Annotated in this window: 15 protein-coding genes; 9 read left to right on the top strand and 6 right to left on the bottom strand. The window is 67.9% G+C overall.

Annotated elements, in window-relative coordinates; all coding sequences use genetic code 11:
* The first annotated feature begins 18 nt into the window (after positions 1-18).
* Both ACSZL9_RS02705 and ACSZL9_RS02700 read left to right on the top strand, forming a co-directional pair.
* Positions 19-582: a DinB family protein gene (locus ACSZL9_RS02705; RefSeq protein ID WP_446663922.1), complete on the top strand. Its 564-nt coding sequence runs from the start codon at positions 19-21 to the stop codon at positions 580-582.
* Positions 579-1,073 (top strand): N-acetyltransferase family protein, encoded by a 495-nt coding sequence (locus tag ACSZL9_RS02700; protein ID WP_446663921.1) that lies wholly within the window; start codon positions 579-581, stop codon positions 1,071-1,073. Before ACSZL9_RS02705 ends, ACSZL9_RS02700 begins: the two co-directional genes overlap by 4 nt.
* A 134-nt stretch (positions 1,074-1,207) precedes the next feature.
* On the opposite strand, the gene ACSZL9_RS02695 is transcribed toward ACSZL9_RS02700, so the two are convergent.
* Positions 1,208-2,188 (bottom strand): sucrase ferredoxin, encoded by a 981-nt coding sequence (locus ACSZL9_RS02695; RefSeq protein ID WP_446663920.1) that lies wholly within the window; start codon positions 2,186-2,188, stop codon positions 1,208-1,210.
* Positions 2,189-2,344: 156 nt separating this feature from the next.
* On the opposite strand from ACSZL9_RS02695, the gene ACSZL9_RS02690 reads away from it, so the two are divergent.
* Positions 2,345-3,700, top strand: a complete 1,356-nt coding sequence (locus tag ACSZL9_RS02690) for a DUF222 domain-containing protein (RefSeq protein WP_446663919.1) — start codon at positions 2,345-2,347, stop codon at positions 3,698-3,700.
* Positions 3,701-3,731: 31 nt separating this feature from the next.
* Complete coding sequence (locus ACSZL9_RS02685; RefSeq protein WP_446663918.1) at positions 3,732-4,571, top strand: MBL fold metallo-hydrolase; 840 nt, start codon at positions 3,732-3,734, stop codon at positions 4,569-4,571.
* Here the strand turns inward: ACSZL9_RS02685 and ACSZL9_RS02680 are convergent.
* From ACSZL9_RS02680 to ACSZL9_RS02670, 3 genes are all read right to left on the bottom strand, one after another.
* The gene (locus ACSZL9_RS02680; protein ID WP_446663917.1) at positions 4,523-6,988 is read right to left on the bottom strand and encodes a DNA gyrase/topoisomerase IV subunit A; all 2,466 of its coding nucleotides are present in this window, start codon (positions 6,986-6,988) and stop codon (positions 4,523-4,525) included. The two genes, ACSZL9_RS02685 and ACSZL9_RS02680, sit on opposite strands and share 49 nt — an antisense overlap.
* Before the next feature lie 145 nt (positions 6,989-7,133).
* A complete protein-coding gene (locus ACSZL9_RS02675) occupies positions 7,134-7,727 on the bottom strand; it encodes a sunset domain-containing protein (protein ID WP_446663916.1) in 594 nt (197 codons plus the stop codon).
* Between the two features lie 171 nt (positions 7,728-7,898).
* Positions 7,899-8,099, bottom strand: a complete 201-nt coding sequence (locus ACSZL9_RS02670; RefSeq protein WP_446663915.1) for a hypothetical protein — start codon at positions 8,097-8,099, stop codon at positions 7,899-7,901.
* Positions 8,100-8,760: 661 nt separating this feature from the next.
* Between ACSZL9_RS02670 and ACSZL9_RS02665 the strand changes: the two genes are divergently transcribed.
* The gene (locus tag ACSZL9_RS02665; protein ID WP_446663914.1) at positions 8,761-9,411 is read left to right on the top strand and encodes a hypothetical protein; all 651 of its coding nucleotides are present in this window, start codon (positions 8,761-8,763) and stop codon (positions 9,409-9,411) included.
* A 695-nt stretch (positions 9,412-10,106) separates the two neighbouring features.
* On the opposite strand, the gene ACSZL9_RS02660 is transcribed toward ACSZL9_RS02665, so the two are convergent.
* Positions 10,107-10,928: an LLM class F420-dependent oxidoreductase gene (locus tag ACSZL9_RS02660; protein WP_446663913.1), complete on the bottom strand. Its 822-nt coding sequence runs from the start codon at positions 10,926-10,928 to the stop codon at positions 10,107-10,109.
* Between the two features lie 36 nt (positions 10,929-10,964).
* On the opposite strand from ACSZL9_RS02660, the gene ACSZL9_RS02655 reads away from it, so the two are divergent.
* Positions 10,965-12,017 (top strand): alpha-hydroxy acid oxidase, encoded by a 1,053-nt coding sequence (locus ACSZL9_RS02655; protein WP_446663912.1) that lies wholly within the window; start codon positions 10,965-10,967, stop codon positions 12,015-12,017.
* Here ACSZL9_RS02655 and ACSZL9_RS02650 read toward each other — a convergent pair.
* A complete protein-coding gene (locus tag ACSZL9_RS02650) occupies positions 12,004-12,612 on the bottom strand; it encodes a nitroreductase family protein (protein WP_446663911.1) in 609 nt (202 codons plus the stop codon). The two genes, ACSZL9_RS02655 and ACSZL9_RS02650, sit on opposite strands and share 14 nt — an antisense overlap.
* A gap of 214 nt (positions 12,613-12,826) precedes the next feature.
* Here ACSZL9_RS02650 and ACSZL9_RS02645 point away from each other — a divergent pair, with 214 nt between their 5' ends.
* Genes ACSZL9_RS02645 through ACSZL9_RS02635 form a run of 3 tightly spaced genes read left to right on the top strand, consistent with a single transcriptional unit; the run spans position 12,827 to position 17,517 of the window.
* The gene (locus ACSZL9_RS02645; RefSeq protein WP_446663910.1) at positions 12,827-13,333 is read left to right on the top strand and encodes an RNA polymerase sigma factor; all 507 of its coding nucleotides are present in this window, start codon (positions 12,827-12,829) and stop codon (positions 13,331-13,333) included.
* Positions 13,330-14,784 (top strand): hypothetical protein, encoded by a 1,455-nt coding sequence (locus ACSZL9_RS02640; protein WP_446663909.1) that lies wholly within the window; start codon positions 13,330-13,332, stop codon positions 14,782-14,784. Before ACSZL9_RS02645 ends, ACSZL9_RS02640 begins: the two co-directional genes overlap by 4 nt.
* Before the next feature lie 21 nt (positions 14,785-14,805).
* Positions 14,806-17,517 carry a bifunctional acetate--CoA ligase family protein/GNAT family N-acetyltransferase gene (locus tag ACSZL9_RS02635; protein ID WP_446663908.1) on the top strand — a complete coding sequence of 904 codons (2,712 nt, stop codon included), beginning with the start codon at positions 14,806-14,808 and terminating at the stop codon, positions 17,515-17,517.
* The last annotated feature ends 5 nt before the right edge of the window (positions 17,518-17,522 follow it).

Raw genomic sequence — 17,522 nt, 5'->3', positions numbered from 1 at the left:
GCTTCTACTGTCTGCGGCATGAGCGCTGCGACAGACACGACGCCCGAGTTCGACCCGGCCGCCAGGACGGACCCGCCGGGTCGGGGGACCGAGGCCGAGACGCTGCTGGCCTACCTGCGATATCACCGCGACACCTTCCGGTGGAAGACCGGTGGGCTGACCGGTGAGCAACTGGCGCACGCGGTGCCGCCGTCGGACATGACGCTCGGCGGGATGATCAAGCACCTCGCGCTGGTCGAGGTGAGCTGGTTCGACGAATTCTTCGCCGGCGCTGACGCATCCGCACCGTGGGCGTCGGTGGACTGGGAGAACGACCCCGACTGGGAGTGGCGGACCGCGCTCGACGACTCGCCCGTGCAGTTGGCCGAGCTGTACGAGCACTGTGTGCAGGTGGCGGACGGCGTGATCGCCAATGCGATCGTGGGCGATGGCCTGGATGCGCTGTCGGTGCGCGCGGCGGGTGAGCCGGAGGAGCCTTTCACGCTGCGCTGGATCATGATCCACATGATCGAGGAATACGCCCGGCACAACGGACACGCAGACTTCATTCGGCAGTCCATCGACGGAGCAACTGGCGAATGACCAGCATTCGCAAGGCAACTGATGATGATTGGGCGCAGATCTGGCCGATCGTGCAAGAGGTGCTGGCGGTGGGTGAGACCTACACGTTCCCGGCCGACCTGCCCGAGCTCGACGCCCGGGAGATGTGGCTGGAGGAGCCGCCGGGCTGCACAGTGGTCGCCGTGGACGATGCCGACGGCTCGGTGCTCGGCAGCGCGCATATGGGTCCGAACCGACCCGGGCCCGGAGCGCACGTCGGCACGGCGAGCTTCATGGTCGGGTCTGCGGTGCGCGGTCGGGGAGTCGGCCGACTGCTCGGTGAGTATGCCGTGGACTGGCATCGGGCGCAGGGCTTCCACTCGATCCAGTTCAACGCGGTCGTGGAGTCCAACACCGTTGCCGTCAAGCTGTGGAAGTCGTTGGGATTCACCGTGATCGGGACGGTTCCGGAGGCTTTCCGGTTGCCCGACGGTCGGCTCGTCGGGCTGCATGTGATGCACCTGAGACTCTGACGCTGATCGAGTGGCGGGGGAGCGCAGCGGCGGAGCTGTATTGACGCTGATCGAGTGGCGGGGGAGCGCAGCGGCGGAGCTGTATTGACGCTGATCGAGTGGCGGGGGAGCGCAGCGGCGGAGTTGTATCGAGATCACCGCATCCCGGCTCGCCATACGCTGCTGGGGGCCGGTGCCTTCGCGCACGAGGAGCGCACCTGCGGACCCTCCTCGCTCGTGACGCGCACCGACCAGGTGCGGCCGTCGCGGTGGGTGACCTCGCAGTCCCAGGCGCCGTCCGCCGCCTGAGCGCCAGTGGCCGTCAGGGCGACGCTCGCGGTCTCCGAAATGTGCTGGCGGACGAAGGATTCGGCAACCTGGAGAGGTGCGCGGAAGCAACTGCGGCCGCGATCGTGCGTGGGACCGGCCAGCTCGGCAGGCACCTCGCGGCGGCGCTCTGCGGCGAGCGCGAGCTCGGCGAGCTGCGAAGTCAGCCGGGCGTAGGTGCGGCCCGACGGCAAGGCGATGCCGGTGGGGGAGAAGCGGTGACCACCGGTGTGCGAGCACTCCCAGACCGAGTCCGGATGCGTTGCCGCGAGCTGCAGCGCCACCGGCCGGCCGCGGACGGCGCAGCACACGTCGCGCTTGCCGTTGGTGCAGATGAGCAGGGCGGGGTCGCGGGTCTCCTCAAGTTCGGGCAACCGCTCGGTCGCCGCGTCCGGGTCGTCCTCGAGCAGCAACTCCCAGGGCAGGCCGAGCAATTGGGCCGGGTCGTCGATCTCGCCGGTCAGTAGCCACGGTTCGCGGTCGAGACAGCCGGCGATGAGCACCTGGTGTGCGCCCTGGTGCGGCTGCTCCGCGTGCAGTCCGGGTCGGCGGATCAGCAGCATTCGTCCGCCGTGGTCGGCGCTCGCGCGCTCGAGTGCGGCGCCGACCTGCGGATCGAGGTGTGACTGGGTGATCGCGCTGTGGCCCCACGGTCCGTTCTGCTCCAAGCACACCCAGAAGCGCGCGTATGACGCCGAGCCCCACGCGGGAAGCTCCGCCTGCTCCCACTGCATCGAGCAGGCGGACGGCGGCCGTGGCTCGGCGTGGGCGGTCACGTGGTGCTCGGTGTCGTGGTCTGCAGGCGTCACCGTGCCACCTTACGAAAGGTGGGTGAGATGCGCGTCGGAGCGCGCGGTCGGCTCGAGGCGGTTGTCCACATCCCGAGCGCCGCCCGAAGGGGATGTGGACAAGTTCCGAGTGTGGAAAGTATTGCAGGACAGGAGAATTCAGGTATACTCGAACACATGTACGATGCACTGGAGGAGCTGCTCAACCCGACGGATGGTGCCGTCGACGCAGCTGCCGTGCGCTCGTTCCATGACCGCCTGGATGGTTCACTCTCCGGCTCGGGTGGCGGCACCATTGAGGGCTCGGTCGGTAGCTCAGTCCGACCGGATGAGTTGCTGGACGAGGTCCGCGCCTGTGAGGAGCTGAAAAACGCGCTGAGCGCGCGGCAGGCTCGTGCGACGGTCGCGTTGCACGAGCATCAGCGGGCGGTGGACGCGTCCCGTGGCATCCGAGTCGCGGAGACGGCACGAGTCGTCGGCTCGCAGGTCGCCCTGGCGCGGCGGTGCGCTCCGCAGCAAGGGTCACGACTGCTCGGCCTTGCGCACGCGGTGGTCGACGAGATGCCGCACACCTTCGAGGCGCTGCGCTCCGGGGTGATCAGCGAACACGACGCGACCGGGATCGTCGCGGAGACGGCGTGCCTGTCTCGCGAGGACCGCGAGCAGGTGGACGCCGCAGTCCAGCCGGAGCTGGGTCGGGTCGGGCACCGGCGGCTGCGCGCCGCAGCACAGCGGGCTGCCTACCAGGCCGACCCCGAGGCGATTGCAGCACGCCGTGCGAAGGCCGAGTCCGAGCGGCGGGTCAGCTTGCGGCCGGCGCCGGACTGCATGACCTGGCTGACTGCGTTGCTGCCGGTCAAGGACGGAGTCGCCTGCTACGCCGCGCTGAAGGCGGCGGCCGACGCAACTGCCACTCCTGAGCATCCGCGCGGCCAGGTCATGGCGGACACTCTCGTCGAGCGCGTCACCGGACGGGCACCGACCGACGGCGCGGACGTCCACGTCAACCTGATCATGCCGCTCGACTCGCTGACCGGTGACGTGCCGGCGGACGTGCCCGGTTACGGGCCGGTCCCGGCTGACCTGGTCCGTGAGTGGATGTCCGACCCGGAGAAGGTCGCGCAGCTACGTCGGTTGTTCTCCTACCCGGACACCGGGGATCTGATGGGCATGGAGTCGTCGTCCCGGCGCTACACCGGGCTGCTGGCCGACCTCATCGCACTACGAGATCGGACCTGTCGCACACCGTTCTGCGATGCACCGATCCGGCATACCGACCACATCGTGGCTCGTGCGGTAGGCGGTGCGACCAGCGAGCGCAACGGCCAGGGGCTGTGCGAGCGGTGCAACTACGTCAAGGAGCACCCGGACGTCCTCGTGGGCGGCGACGCCGGCGAAACCTATGTGATGACAGGCGGATTGACTGCGAGCAGTCGACCTCCCACGCCGCCGGGGCACTCACCACCGACGACATCTCCGATCACGCGGACCTTGCGGAACATCGAGTGGCGGCAGGCACTCGAACGCGAGTAGTCGTGCGGCGATGGGCAATACGCTTGGATGCGTGAGTTCACCCAACGCCCAACCGCCAAAGGCTCCAGCGCAGTTGCGGGAGGTGACTCCGGGAGTGTTGGTCGCGACCAGCACGATCATGGCGACCAACACCACGGTGCTGACCGATGGACACGACGCGCTTCTCGTCGACCCGAGCTGGACCCCCGACGAACTCGATTCGCTGGCGCGTCAGCTGCGGGAGCGCCGTCTGCGGGTCATGGGCGGTTTCGCCACCCACGCGCACCACGACCACCTGTTGTGGCATCCCGACTTCGGCGATGCGCCACGACTCGCATCGCCTCGCACCGCAGCCCTGGCACGCGAGGAGCGAGACGGCCTGCAGCAGGCGCTGGGACCGTCCTTCCCGGCAGACCTCAAAGACCTGATGGGTCGGGTCGAGCCCGTCGAACGTATGCCGACCGAGTGCGTTCCCGACGGGTTCACCGTCGAGCTGCTGATCCACGACGGGCACGCCCCGGGCCACACGGCGTTGTGGCTGCCGCGCCAAGCGGTGCTGATCGCGGGCGACATGCTCAGTGATGTCGAGGTCCCACTGCCGTTCTGGCCGGACGACCTGGCCGCCTACCGGCGCGGACTCGCATGCCTCGAGCAAGCTGCCGGCGCGGCTGGCTACGTGATCCCCGGTCACGGCAGCGTCAGCACCGATGCCGCGCACCGGCTCCTCGCGGACCAAATACTGCTGCGCGAAGCGGAGCAGGGTGTCGCGGATCCGGGCGACCCACGCCTGACCGACCCCACCATGCGCGACTACTACGCGCGCATCCGGGAAATGAGCAGTCGTCAGTCGGCTGCCGGGCTCGCGAACGATCCGCCGACAACCGCGACCTGACCGGCCGGCTGCACACCACTGCCGTCGCGCTTGCCGTCGGCCGCCGGCAGTTCGACGGCGGCACCGGTCGGGCCGGCGGCACGTGCGGGCGCAGCGCCCGCCCAGGCGAGCACCAACTGGTCCTCGCCGCGCAGGAAGCGGTGGCAACGGACACCACCGGTCGCGCGGCCCTTGGTCGGATACTCGTCATACGGAGTGACCTTGATCGACTCCGGCCCGGTGCCCGGCAGCGCACCGGACGCGCCGGCGCCGGTCACCACAACGGCGGGCACTGACGTGTCGACGGTGCCGAACCACAACGCACGGGCGTCCTTGCCGAGCTTGACGCCGGCAACCCCGCCGCCCGAACGCCCCTGTGGGCGCACGAGATTGGCGGCATACCGCAACAGGTGCGCGTCGGAGGTGATGAACGCGAGATCCTCGTCGCCGGTCAGCACCTCGACGGCACCGATGACCTTGTCGCCGTCCTTGAGCGAGATGACCTCGAACGAGTCCTTGCTCGGATAATCCGGATTCACCCGCTTGACCACGCCGTGCTCGGTGCCGATCGCCAGACCCTTGGAGTCTGCGGACAGCGACGCCAGGGAGAGCGGCTGCTCACCCTTCGCCAGGTCGATGTATGCCGCCAGCGGCGCTCCGCCCGCCAGGACCGGCGCGTCGTTGGTCGGCGGCAGCGTGGGCAGGTCGATCGCGTTGAGGCGCACCATGCGTCCCTGTGACGTGATCACACCGAAGTCCCCGCGTGCCGTGGCACGCACCCGCGAGGTCACCACGTCGTGCTTGCGGCGGGATCCGCTGCTGGTGAGCGGTCCGGCATCGGTGGTGCGCGCGAGCAACCCGGTCGACGACAGCAGCACCCAGCACGGGTCGTCGGGCACTTCGAGTGGCGTCGCGGCAGCGGCGGTCTTCTGAGCCCCGTTGCCCTCCAACAGCACGGTCCGGCGCGGAGTCCCATGGGTCTTGACCACATCGGCCAACTCGCCGGAAACCGTTTTGCGAAGCAGCTTTTCGTCGTCCAGGATCGCCTGCAGCGCGGCGATCTGCTCGCGCAACTCGGCCTGCTCCTTCTCCAGCTCGAGCCGGCTGAACTTCGTCAGCCGTCGCAGCCGCAGCTCCAGGATGTAGTCGGCCTGCACCTCGTCCAGCTCGAAGACCTGCTGCAGACGCGTGCGCGCGGTCTCGGCATCGTCGGAGGAGCGGATCACCTGGATGACCTCGTCGATGTCCAGGATCGCGATCAACAGACCATTGACCAGGTGCAACCGGTCGGTTGCCTTCTGCAACCGGAACTTCGTGCGCCGGCGCACGACGTCGATGCGGAAGTCGACATAGACCGTGAGCAGTTCCTTCAGCCCCAGGGTGCGGGGCTGGCCCTCGACGAGTGCGACGTTGTTGATGCCGAAGGACTCCTCCATCGGAGTGTGCTTGTAGAGCGACTCCAGCACCGCCTCGGGGTTGAAGCCGTTCTTGACGTCGATGACCAGCCGCATGCCCTTCATGTCCGACAGGTCGTTGACGTCGGAGATGCCCTGCAGCTTCTTGGCCTGCACCAGGTCCTTCATCCGCTCGATGACCTTCTCGGCGCCGACCATGTAGGGCAGCTCGGTCACCACGATGGATTTCTTTCGGGGAGTGAGCTTTTCGATGGTCGCGGTCGCGCGGGTGCGGAACGAACCGCGCCCTGTCAGGTAGGCGTCCCGGATGCCGTCCAAGCCGACGATCTGGCCACCGCACGGCAGGTCGGGGCCGGGCACGAACTTCATCAGGTCGTCCAGCGAACAGTCCGGGTGCGTGATGAGGTGCCGCGCCGCCGCCACGACCTCGCCGAGGTTGTGCGGTGCCATGTTGGTCGCCATACCGACCGCGATGCCGCTGGCGCCGTTGACCAGCAGGTTGGGGAAGGCGGCAGGCAGCACGACCGGCTGTTGCTCGCTGTCGTCGTAGTTGGGCTCGAAGTCGACGGTGTCCTCGGACAGCGACCGGGTCAGCTCGAGTGCGGCGGGCGCCAGCCGCACCTCGGTGTAACGGGAGGCCGCAGGGCCGTTGTCGAGCGAGCCGAAGTTGCCGTGACCGTCCACGAGCGGCAAACGCATGGTGAAGTCCTGTGCCTGCCGCACGATCGCGTCGTAGATCGCCGAGTCACCGTGCGGGTGATATTTACCCATGACCTCGCCGACGACACGCGAGGACTTCACGTGATTGCGCTCGGGGTAGAGGCGCATCTCGTCCATCGCGTAGAGGATGCGTCGCTGCACCGGCTTCAGCCCGTCGCGGGCGTCCGGGATGGCGCGCGAGTAGATGACCGAGTAGGCGTACTCGAGGTATGCCGCCTGCATCTCCTCATCGACGTCGATGTCGATGATGTTCTGCTGTGCGTCATCGACGTACTCGGTGTCACTCGTCTTCTTGCGCGCCATTACTGCCCTTCGACGTCCTGCTGCTCCACTGCCGGGTCTCGGCGCCGATCATCTTCTCTCACACCGCGCGAGCGTGCGGCACCGACACTCGTCTCGTGTGTCGAGCACCGATGTCAGCGGAGGTCACCGGCCTCAGATCAGTGCCTCAGATCAGTGCCTTGCGCCAGCCCGTGGCCACCGCCTGAGCCTCGTTGCAGAACCAGCGCTCGCCCTTGGACACGGAGATCTTGGTGACGTTGTAGTAGCGCTGCCCGGGGACGTGGTAGATCTTCTCGCCCTCGTTGCTGATGTTGCCCTTGATGTTGCACGCGCCGGTCGCGGTGGTGCTCGTTGCCACCGGTGCGGGCCGGACGGTCGTGCGACGCACCGGCGGTGTGGTCCGGGCCTGCACCACGGCGGCGGGTGCTGTGGCAGCCGGGTGCGTCGTCGAGCGGGGCACGACGGGTGCAGGCGTCGTGGTCCGTGCCGTCGTGGTTGCCGGCTTTGTGTTCCGGGGCGTTGCCCGCGTCGTCGTGCGCGGTGCACTGACTTCAGCGGACGAGGTCGTATGCCGCGGCGACGTCGACCGGCGCGTGTGCGTGCCCGATGCGGCCGGGGTCACCACGGATGTCGACGTGACGGTGCTGACCACGGTGCTCGTGACAGCAGGACCGGCCACCTCGGAGGTCGCATTGCACCCGCTCAGGGCCAACGCAGAGACCGACAACGCGCCCAACATCGCGAGGAATCGTGGTTTCACAAGCGGCAGCCTACGAATGAGTTCCGTTGCGGTGTGCGGATATTGCGGAAATTCGACGGACAGCCCGAGCGTGCGTCAGCTCGCAAGCTGGAAAGTCTGAATCTATTCGGGGTGTTGGTAACGGTGCTGTCACCAGCCGCAATGAAGCACCCGGGCCAGTATGACCGTTGGCTATCGAGCGGACTTCGCGGCGGCAGGCGCGTGACCTGCCTCCGCCTGGTGCCGGTAGAGATTGGCCCGGATCCAGCCGACCAGCCGGGCGGCATCTGCGGCGGTGCGGCCCGTTGCCCGGGCATCGGTGGCGACGGCGAGCTTCTCGCCGACGGCTCCCCGTCCCGTTGGCGCTGGTCCGCCGCATCGTGGGCGACGCATCTACCGACCGCGTACCGAACTGGTGGGCCAGTACGGTACGGCGGCGACCTGCGGCAGTGATGCAGTGGATGGTTCGGTCACGAAACTCCAGGCGTCGCAGACGCTCTCCTGGGTCAAGACCGAGCCATGGGGATCGTCTGAAAACTGGCACCCGACGTGTTTCTTTAAAAGATCGTCGTACCTGCCAGTGGGAGTGCTAGCTTGAGCCAGTTTCGCGGGGGAGGGGAATTGCCATCGCGGGGCTCGGAAATCCTCAGATCGAACGCCTCAGGCCTGACGCTACGACCCATACGCCGGTTGCGACACGGATCGACCGCGCACAATCAACCAAGCCACAAGGCTCGGCTGTCACCCCGTCACGTCCAAATCCAAAGGAGAAGACTCAATGAAACATAGAATCCGTCACACACTCGCAATGATTTCCACTGCAGCTCTCTTGACTACAGCAGCGGCGTTCTCAGCTGCCCCGCCAGCCTCGGCAACGTGCGATCCATCCACCGAGGTATGCAGCGGCGGCCCGCCATGTGGCATTTCCTGCCTTATCCCGTTGGGCGGTGGAACTGCAGAATTTGGCGTTGTAGGTTTTCCGAGCCGAGAGTTGCAGGTTGGAGACTCGCTGACCCCTGAAGATCTACAATCGGCTGGCGTCAACCTACAAACAGTGGACTCCCTCGCCTCAGCGAATGCGCCTTCTGGAGACTTGGGCGTCGTATACAGTGGCACAGCCGCGGCGCAGGACGCCGAAGACGACGCGGAATCCGACGTTGAGACAGCGAACCCGGACGTCCCCTTCGATGTCAACGGGATCGACGACGACCACGTGGACGCCACGGCGCCGGCACAGATGCAGACGTTTAACCCCGACCCTGTGACTTCGGCCGCCGCCGGACACAACCCGAGATACGACACGATGGGGACATGGAAAGATCGTGACGGATGGCGAGTATATTTACGACGGGGATACTACACGAAAATTAGCGCTACGAAAGATAGCGGCTTTGGTCTCACCAAGGTGTACAACAAACACGGCCTGAGCGCTCATGCGGTTTTGAACACTACGCGGTACCCGCACCCCGGGAACAAAGGCAAATATCACATCTCCGGAAAGAAATACCATTTCCGTACCCCGATCTATCACATCAAGTGCTCGGGATGGTGGATCTTCAAAAGCTGCAAAGTGGTCGAGAAACGTGATGTCCTCGCAAGTGTCGACTTCCGATCGCTCAAGGGTGGTGGTTCATTTGGGGTCGTCACAACATATGTGGAGGGCTACAGGTACGCCCCCGCCTGGGCGCGTAACACCATCAACTGACTGGTTGCAGTAACCCGGCGCGTCGCTGCCGATGGGCTGTCCGACAACCACGATCCCCGCTATCAGCTCCCCGCGGGCTCGTTCGCAATCGAGGATCTGCTGTGGCGAGACGACTGCGGTGAGTTCTGGCCGGAGCGTTCCGCTCGGCTCACCCCATGCGACCCAGAGCCGTGACGTTCGAATGGCCGTCGAGTCGGCATCAAAAGGGGTTCGGCCGCCGAAGTCGGCGCAGAGCATTGAGGTAGTGATCTCCGAGGGCGGCGCCTGATCCTCTTCAAGAAGCGAGTAGGCACACACCGATCCCGCACGGTACTGAGCGAAGCTCTCGGGTCCGGACTCCACCAGTTGTACGAACGAGAGGCAAAGATCATAAGCGGCGAGGACGAGGTCCAGGGTCGGTGCCAAGTCGAGTGTGAGATCCCACTCCCGCACGGCGCCTTCCATCGGAGGACTGTCCAGTGTCAGCACATCTTCGCGCCAGATCCATACCGAAAGCGGGTGCATGCTGCGACTCTACTCAAGCGGTCGTGCAGTGCCGTCACCTCAGAGCCACCTGCTCGGTAGCTGCGCTGGGTCACTGAGTGATGCTCTGGCTTGGCCCGTCGCGGTCGTGGCCGCAGTCCAGATCGAGATCCCGCGCCTGGTTCTGGTCTGGCGATCGTTTGGGGCTGGTGACAGCAGCGTTATCAACACCCCTATTCGGCCGACGCCTGGTTGACGCGGTCCCGCCATACGACCCAGTCCTGCAGTGTCGCGAAGTTGTAGTCCGGGCCACCGACGGGCACGGTGAACAGTCGCGCGCCCAGGTCGTAGAGAGGGCGGCCGACCTCCTCGGCCACGGTCGGAGTGATGCCGTCGCGGCCACGCCCGCCAACGCCGACGGAGATCTCGATCTCCTCCAGCGGCCGGCCGATCGCCTCGCAGTGCGAGCGCAGCACACCCAGCTTGTGCTCCAACACCTCGGCGTCGGCGAAGCTGTGCCAGATGTTCGCGTGCTGCGCGACCAGGCGCAGCGTCTTGCGCTCGCCACCGCCGCCGATCAGCATCGGCAGCGGACCGGCCGGCGGCGGGTTGAGCGCAGCCAGCCGCGACTCGATGCGCGGCAGTGCTGCTGCCAGGTCATCCAGCCGCCGGCCCGCGGTCCGGAAATCGAATCCGTAGTTGTCATAGTCCTTTTCGAACCACCCGGACCCGATGCCGAGGATCAGCCGGCCGCCCGAGATGTGGTCGACGGTGCGCGCCATGTCCGCGAGCAGATCGGGGTTGCGGTAGCTGTTGCAGGTCACCAGCGCACCGAGCTGGATGCGCGAGGTCTGCTCCGCCCACGCGGCGAGCATCGTCCAGCACTCGAAGTGTTTTCCGTCCGGATCGCCGTTCAGCGGGTAGAAATGATCCCAGTTGAAAGCCACGTCGGCACCGAGGTCCTCCGCGCGGCGCACCGCGTCGCGGATCTGCTCGTATGTCGCGTGCTGTGGCTGGATCTGGACGGCGATGCGCACCGGGCGTGTGGTCGTCATGACGGACAAGCCTAGGACCGGACCGGGAGCCAGGACGTGCACGAACTACTCCGCGAACTACGCGATCGAGCCGAACGCGCCGCCGACCCTGACTCGTGGAGCTATCTCAGCCGCGGCTCCGGCGACCAGCGCACCGTCGGCGAGGCCCACGACGCCTGGGACCGTTATCGGTTGCGGCCGCGGGTGCTGCGCGACGTCGAGGACGTCTCCACCGAGCTCGATCTCTTCGGCCACTGGCCGTCACCGATCGGCATCGCGCCCACCGCTTTCCACGCGCTGCTGGAGGCCGGTGGTGAGGTGACCACAGCCACCGGTGCAGCAGCTGCGGGCGCCCCGATGGTGGTCTCCAGCCGGGCGACCCGGCGCCTGGAGGACATCGCTGCCTCCCTGGCCGGTCCCTGGTGGTTCCAGGCCTACCTGATGCGTGATCGATCGGTCACCGCGGCGCTCATCGAGCGTGCGGCGGACGCCGGAGCGACGGCCGTGGTGCTGACTGCGGACACGCCATACGTCGGGCACCGGGCACGTACCGCGGCACAGGCTCGCCCGCTGCCGTTGTCCGACGAGCAGGCGCTGACGAACATGCGCGACCACCTGCCGGCCGAGGTGGACGACATCTGGGAGCTGATCGACCAGCGCGCGGACCTGTCCCTGGCCGACATCGGCTGGGCGGCGCGCGCGGGCGGGCTCCCGGTCATCGTCAAAGGGGTGCTGCGTGCCGACGACGCTCTCGCCTGCGTGCGCGCCGGAGCGTCGGGCATCTGGGTCAGCAACCACGGTGGTCGACAACTCGACCGGGCGGTCTCCACCGCGGCTGCGTTGCCGGAAATCGTTGCCGCAGTGGGTGATTCGGTGCCGGTCGTCGTCGACGGCGGCGTGCGGGACGGGTATGACGCCCTGACCGCTCTCGCTCTCGGCGCCCGTGCGGTCATGCTCGGCCGCCCCGTGCTGTGGGCCCTGGCAGCGGGCGGGAGCGAGGCCGTCGGGGAGATGCTGGTCGAGCTGACTGCCGAGCTGCGGCACGCCATGGGACTGGCCGGTGCGGCCTGCCTGGGCGACCTGGACCGGTCGGTCGTCACCACCGGCTGAAGTGGGCCACCTCGCCGAAGTCGCGTCGGCGCACCGCGCGCGTGCTGCCGGACGGCCTGGACTCCACCGGGTGCCCGATCGCGACCACGCCGACGATGTTGCGGTCGGCGGGGATGCCGAACGCGTCACGCACTGCGTCGAGCCGCTCGACCGGCACCCCGAAGAAGAGGCCGCCCAAGCTCTCGTCGACGATCCCGAGCAGCAGGAGCATCGCCGCCATACCCGTGTCGACGTCCCAGTAGGGCACCGGCCAGTGCTCCTCGGAGAGGTCCTGCCACGGTTTGTCCTCCCGGGCGTATCGCCGCAGGTAGGTGTTCTTGTCCGAGCAGCACAGGATGAGCACCGGGGCGGCGCTGACTCCCCGCAGCCAGGCATCGGGGATCGCGTCAGGTGAATTGTCGTCCGCGGTCGCCGTCCAGAACGCATCGCGCTCGGCACCCCGAAGCACGACGAAGTCGAAACCCTGGCTGAAGCCGGCGCTCGGCGCGCGCACCGCGAGCTCCAGCAGGCGCAGCACGGTCTCCTCCGAGACGTCCTTGTCGGCGTCGAAGCGCCGCACCATCCGGCGCCGGAACACGGCATCGCGCAACTCCATGGCCACACAGCCTAGGTGGGTCGCTCGACCGACCGGGCGGGTTAGGCTTTCGGCTGCGCCGGGAGTGCTCTTCGGGCGCAGCATCAGGCAACAGAATCAAGTAGCGATCGTGGGCACCAACCGCGCGAGTCGTTGCGGCGTCCACTGAGGTATGACGGCGACGATCACCGGCCAGCGTGCGGCTGTCCGCGTCCCACGGGAAAGGTGGCGATGCGTGGCTTCGGGGGAAGCAGCCGTCGAGAGTGCCGTTCGCGAGGTGTATGACGCACATTTCGGACGACTCGTCGGCTGGACGACACAGCTGATCGGCGACCGTGACCTGGCCCATGACGTGGCCACGGACGCGTTCGTCAAGCTGTTGACGCACTGGCACTCGGTGCAGGACCCGCGTGCCTGGCTCTACACCGCTGCCGCGAACCAAGTGCGCGACCACTGGCGCAAACGCGGCCGGGAGGCGTCGGCATACGAGAAGTTCGTGGGCGGCAACGCCCGTGCGGTCGATGTGGCCGACCCCGGGCTGGACCCGGCGACCCGGATGACCGTGCGCGACGCGGTGGAGTCCCTGCCGGAGCGCTTCCGGCTCGTCGTCCTGCTGCACTACTTCGCCGACCTGTCGGTGGCGCAGGTCGCGCTGCAGACCGGCAAGAGCGAAGGCACCATCAAGCGCGACCTGCACGACGCCCGCAAGCAACTGGCACAACGGCTGGAGGTGACCCGATGACACCGGACCCGAACCCCTACTCGACCCCCGAGGGTGAGCACGACCCGGTCGCTGCCTTCTTCGACGACGCCAGGGCCCAGGTGCGCGAGGAGCCGGCGTCCGACCTGGACTGGCAGCGCATCGTGGACGCGTCGCGTCGCACCTCCCATCGCCGCAACCGGCTGGCGATGCTGTCCAGCGCCGCAGTTGCGGTGATCGCGGTCTTCGCGGTGTTCCTGTGGCAGCAGAACGGCATCGACAACGGCGTGCAACGCGGCGAGGTCATCGCCGGTGCGACCGACGAGGCGCGCACCGGGGGACCGACGGCGAGCCCGTCGTCGGTGTCCCCTCAGCAGCAACCGACGAAGGTCCCGGACAGTTTCCGCACCTGGTCGGTCAGTTATGCCGGACAGAGCACGATCTACGCGCTCGGCCAGCAGGACTGTGGCGGCGACAAGTGCCCGGTGCTGCTGCGGTCCAACACCAACGGCAAGTCCTGGAATGCCGTGCACAAGTTCACCGGCACCGACGTGTCGGCCGCGACCGGTACCACCGACGTGGCGAACATCCAACCGCAGCGTGCCGTCACGCAGGTCCGCTTCGCGACGCCCAGCGTCGGCTACGTCTTCGGCGGCGACCTGTGGATCACCCGCGACAGCGGCGGCACCTTCACCAAGATGAGCCACCCCGGTGACACGGTGCTGGACGTCGAGATCAACCAGAAGCAGGCCGTCCTGCTCAGCGCCAACAACTGCGCGCAGGGGATCTGCAACGGACCGGTCTACGTCAGCAGGTTCGACGTTTCGGCGTCCGGTGTCAGTGGAACGACCGCCCAGGTCACGCCGAGCAGCTCGATCAGGACGGGCAACATCTCGGTGCAGAGCGGCAACGTCATCGTGCAGCTGACAGCGTCCGACTCCGACAAGTCGATCGCGCCGATGCGGCTGGACGACGACAAGCTGACCTCGCTGAAGGCACCCTCGGTGTGCGCCGGCAGCAACCTGCAGGCGGTCACTCCCGTCACGAATGTCAGCACGGAGCTCGACCTCTTCGGCCTCTGCGACCCGCAGCGGTCCGGTGCCGACCACACGGCATACACGATCGTGCGCAGCTCCGACGCAGGTCGCTCCTGGCAGAAGGTGGCGCGCGGGACGCTGATCCTGCCGCGGCTGGGGCAGGTGTGGCTCGCAGCCGCCGACTCCAACCACCTGGTCGCATCGGCCGGTGGGCCGCGGGAGACGGGCGGGGTGCCGGCGCCCAACGGTGACGACAGCCTGATGGTGTCCGACAACGGCGGCCAGGGTTTCGCCGCGGTCAAGGCGCCCAAGGGCTCGGAGCTGCCCGCCACCGGCTTCGACTGGGTTGCCAGTGCAGGCGGCCCCTACTTCTTCGCCGTGCCGCGCACCACGCACGGGTTCTGGATGACCACGAGCTTCGACGGCCCGTGGACCGTCGTCGACCCGCGACATTAGGCCACCTGGCATGCTCGGAGCATGAACTCGACCGACGACACGCCCGCGGACGAGCTGCCGCCCGGTTACCCACACGAGTGGGAGGCCGACGTGGTGTTGCGCGACGGGTCGGTCGCACAGGTCCGCCCGATCCGGCCGAATGACGTGGCTCTGCTCCAGGACTTCCACGAGCGCCAGTCGCCGGAGTCGATCTATCTGCGCTTCTTCGCACCGCTGAAGCACCTGTCCGACCGTGAGGCCACCCGGTTCGCCAACGTCGACTACGTCGAGCGTGTCGCGCTCATCGTGGAGGCGGCCGGCCGGATGGTCGGTGTCGCCCGCTACGACCGCCTCACCGGACCCGACGGGCCGCGCGCCGAGGTCGCGTTCAACATTGCCGACGACTTCCAGGGGCGCGGCGTCGGGTCGGTGCTGCTGGAGCACCTCGCCGCGATCGGCGCCGAGGCCGGTGTCCAGGAGTTCACAGCCGACGTGCTGCCGCAGAACCACAAGATGATGGGCGTCTTCACCGACGCCGGATTCGAGGTGAGCCGCCGCTTCGACGACGGTGTCATCGCGCTGTCCTTCCGGATCGAGCCGACCGAGCAGTCACAAGCGGTCTTCGCGGCGCGCGAGCAGCGGGCCGAGGCACGCAGCATGCGCTCGCTGCTGGCGCCGTCGTCGATCGCCGTCGTCGGCGTGGGCTCCCGACCCACCGGGCTGGGTCGCGGGGTCTTCGAGCATCTGCAGGCCGGCGGATTCACCGGCCAGCTGTATGCCGTCAACCGCAACACCCACCACGAGATCCGTGACGTGACAGTGCATCCCAGCGTCAAGGAGCTGCCGGGGCCCGTCGAACTCGTGGTCATCGCGGTGCCGGCCGGTGAGGTGCTGCAGGTCGTCGAAGAATGCGCTGCGCACGGTGTGAAGGCGCTGGTCGTGGTCTCCGCCGGTTTCGCCGAATCGGGACCGGAGGGCGAGGCGCTGCAGGCCGAGTTGCTGCGCACCGCCCGCCGGCACGGCATGCGCGTCGCCGGCCCCAACTCCTTCGGGCTGATCAACACCCGCGAGGACGTGCGGATGAACGCCACGCTGGCGCCGGAGATGCCCAGCCGGGGGAGGTTCGGACTCTTCGCACAGAGCGGCGCACTGGGCATCGCGGTGCTGGACTTCGCCGACCGCCGCGGCCTCGGGCTGACCGACTTCGTCTCGACCGGCAACCGCGTCGACGTCTCGGGCAACGACGTCATGCAGGCGTGGATGGACGACGACCGCACCGAAGCGGTCGGGCTCTATCTGGAGTCGATGGGCAACCCGCGCAAGTTCTCCCGCATCGCGCGGCGGCTGTCGCTACAGAAGCCGGTCATCGTGGTCAAGTCCGGTGTGTCCGCCTACGGCGTGCCACCCGGCCACCGGGTCCGGGCCACCCAGATCTCACCGGACGCCTTCCGGTCGATGCTGCGCCAGGCGGGCGTCATACGCGTGGAGAACCTGCACCAGATGTTCGACGTCGCACAGCTGGTCGTCAACCAGCCGATCCCGCGCGGCCCACGGGTGGCGATCGTCGGCAACTCCGACGCACTCGGTGCACTGGCTGCCGACAACGCGGTCAGCTGGGGTCTGCAGATCGTCCACGGCCCGGTCAACCTCCCGGCCGACTGCAGTCCCGAGCAGCTCGAGGAGGCGCTCGAGGCGGCCTTCGTCGACCCCGACGTCGACAGCGTCGTCACGGCACTGATGCAACCCATCATCATGCAGGGCCTCGGCCTCGCAGCCGCCCTGGCCAAGGTTTCAGCCCGACACCAAAAGCCCTGTCTGACAACCTTTTTGGGTGTCACCGGTGTCAACGACGCGCTGGCCGCGCCGGATCCGGAGACCCAGGTGGAGCGGTTCGTGCCGTCCTACACCGTCCCCGAGGACGGCGTTCATGCACTCGCGGCGGCCACCCGGTATGGCGAGTGGCGCGCCACCGATCGTGGCGCGCCGGTGCTGCCGGAGGGCATCGACCGGCTGGCGGCCGAGCGGCTGCTCGACCGGATCCTGGAGGCATCGCCGGACGGCCGGCCGCTGACCGCGGCGGAGGTCCGGGAGCTCCTGGCGGCATACGGCGTCGAGGTGTGGCCGGCCACCCCTGTGCAGTCCGCCGACGAGGCGATCCGGGTGGCCGAGGAGCTCGGCTATCCGGTGGTCGTGAAGTCCGTGTCGCCGCTGGTGCGCACCCAGCCGGTCAGCGCGGTGCGTGCGGACCTGTCGCACGCCGACGCCGTCCGGGAGGCCTTCACCACGCTGGACGAGCGCCTGCGGCCGCTGCACGCCAACCGCCTGGTCGTGCAACGTATGGCGACCCCCGGCATCCCGTGCATCGTCGCGACCGGTGAGGACCCGCTCTTCGGGCCGGTGGTGCGTTTCAGCCTCGCGGGAGCGCCGACCGAGGTCATGGGAGACATCGCCTACCGGATCCCGCCGCTGACCGAGGTCGACGTGCGTGACCTGATCAACTCGGTGCGGGCCGCGCCGGTGCTGCACGGGCGGGGCGGCGGGCTTGCGATCGATCAGGCGGCCCTGGAGGATGTCGTGGCGCGCGTCTCGGTGCTCGCCGAGCACCTGCCGGACATCGCGGCGCTGGAGCTCAACCCGGTCAACACGCACGGCGGGGGACTCGAGGTGCTCGGCGCCTCGGCGACCGTCGCGCCACCGGCCGTGCGCACCGACTCCGGACGGCGGTCCCTGCCGAGCGTGAACCTGCGACAATGACCGGC

Source organism: Flexivirga sp. B27 (genome assembly GCF_052905685.1).
The sequence above is the reverse complement of the archived record's forward strand: the minus strand, read 5'-3'. Positions and strand labels throughout refer to the sequence as shown.

Excerpts from the sequence above, each read along its gene's own strand:
- ACSZL9_RS02705 (WP_446663922.1), top strand. The coding sequence starts at position 19 with ATGAGCGCTGCGACAGACACGACGCCCGAGTTCGACCCGGCCGCCAGG.
- ACSZL9_RS02700 (WP_446663921.1), top strand. The coding sequence starts at position 579 with ATGACCAGCATTCGCAAGGCAACTGATGATGATTGGGCGCAGATCTGG.
- ACSZL9_RS02690 (WP_446663919.1), top strand. The coding sequence starts at position 2,345 with ATGTACGATGCACTGGAGGAGCTGCTCAACCCGACGGATGGTGCCGTC.
- ACSZL9_RS02680 (WP_446663917.1), bottom strand. The coding sequence starts at position 6,988 with ATGGCGCGCAAGAAGACGAGTGACACCGAGTACGTCGATGACGCACAG.
- ACSZL9_RS02670 (WP_446663915.1), bottom strand. The coding sequence starts at position 8,099 with ATGCGTCGCCCACGATGCGGCGGACCAGCGCCAACGGGACGGGGAGCC.
- ACSZL9_RS02660 (WP_446663913.1), bottom strand. The coding sequence starts at position 10,928 with ATGACGACCACACGCCCGGTGCGCATCGCCGTCCAGATCCAGCCACAG.
- ACSZL9_RS02650 (WP_446663911.1), bottom strand. The coding sequence starts at position 12,612 with ATGGAGTTGCGCGATGCCGTGTTCCGGCGCCGGATGGTGCGGCGCTTC.
- ACSZL9_RS02640 (WP_446663909.1), top strand. The coding sequence starts at position 13,330 with ATGACACCGGACCCGAACCCCTACTCGACCCCCGAGGGTGAGCACGAC.
- ACSZL9_RS02635 (WP_446663908.1), top strand. The coding sequence starts at position 14,806 with ATGAACTCGACCGACGACACGCCCGCGGACGAGCTGCCGCCCGGTTAC.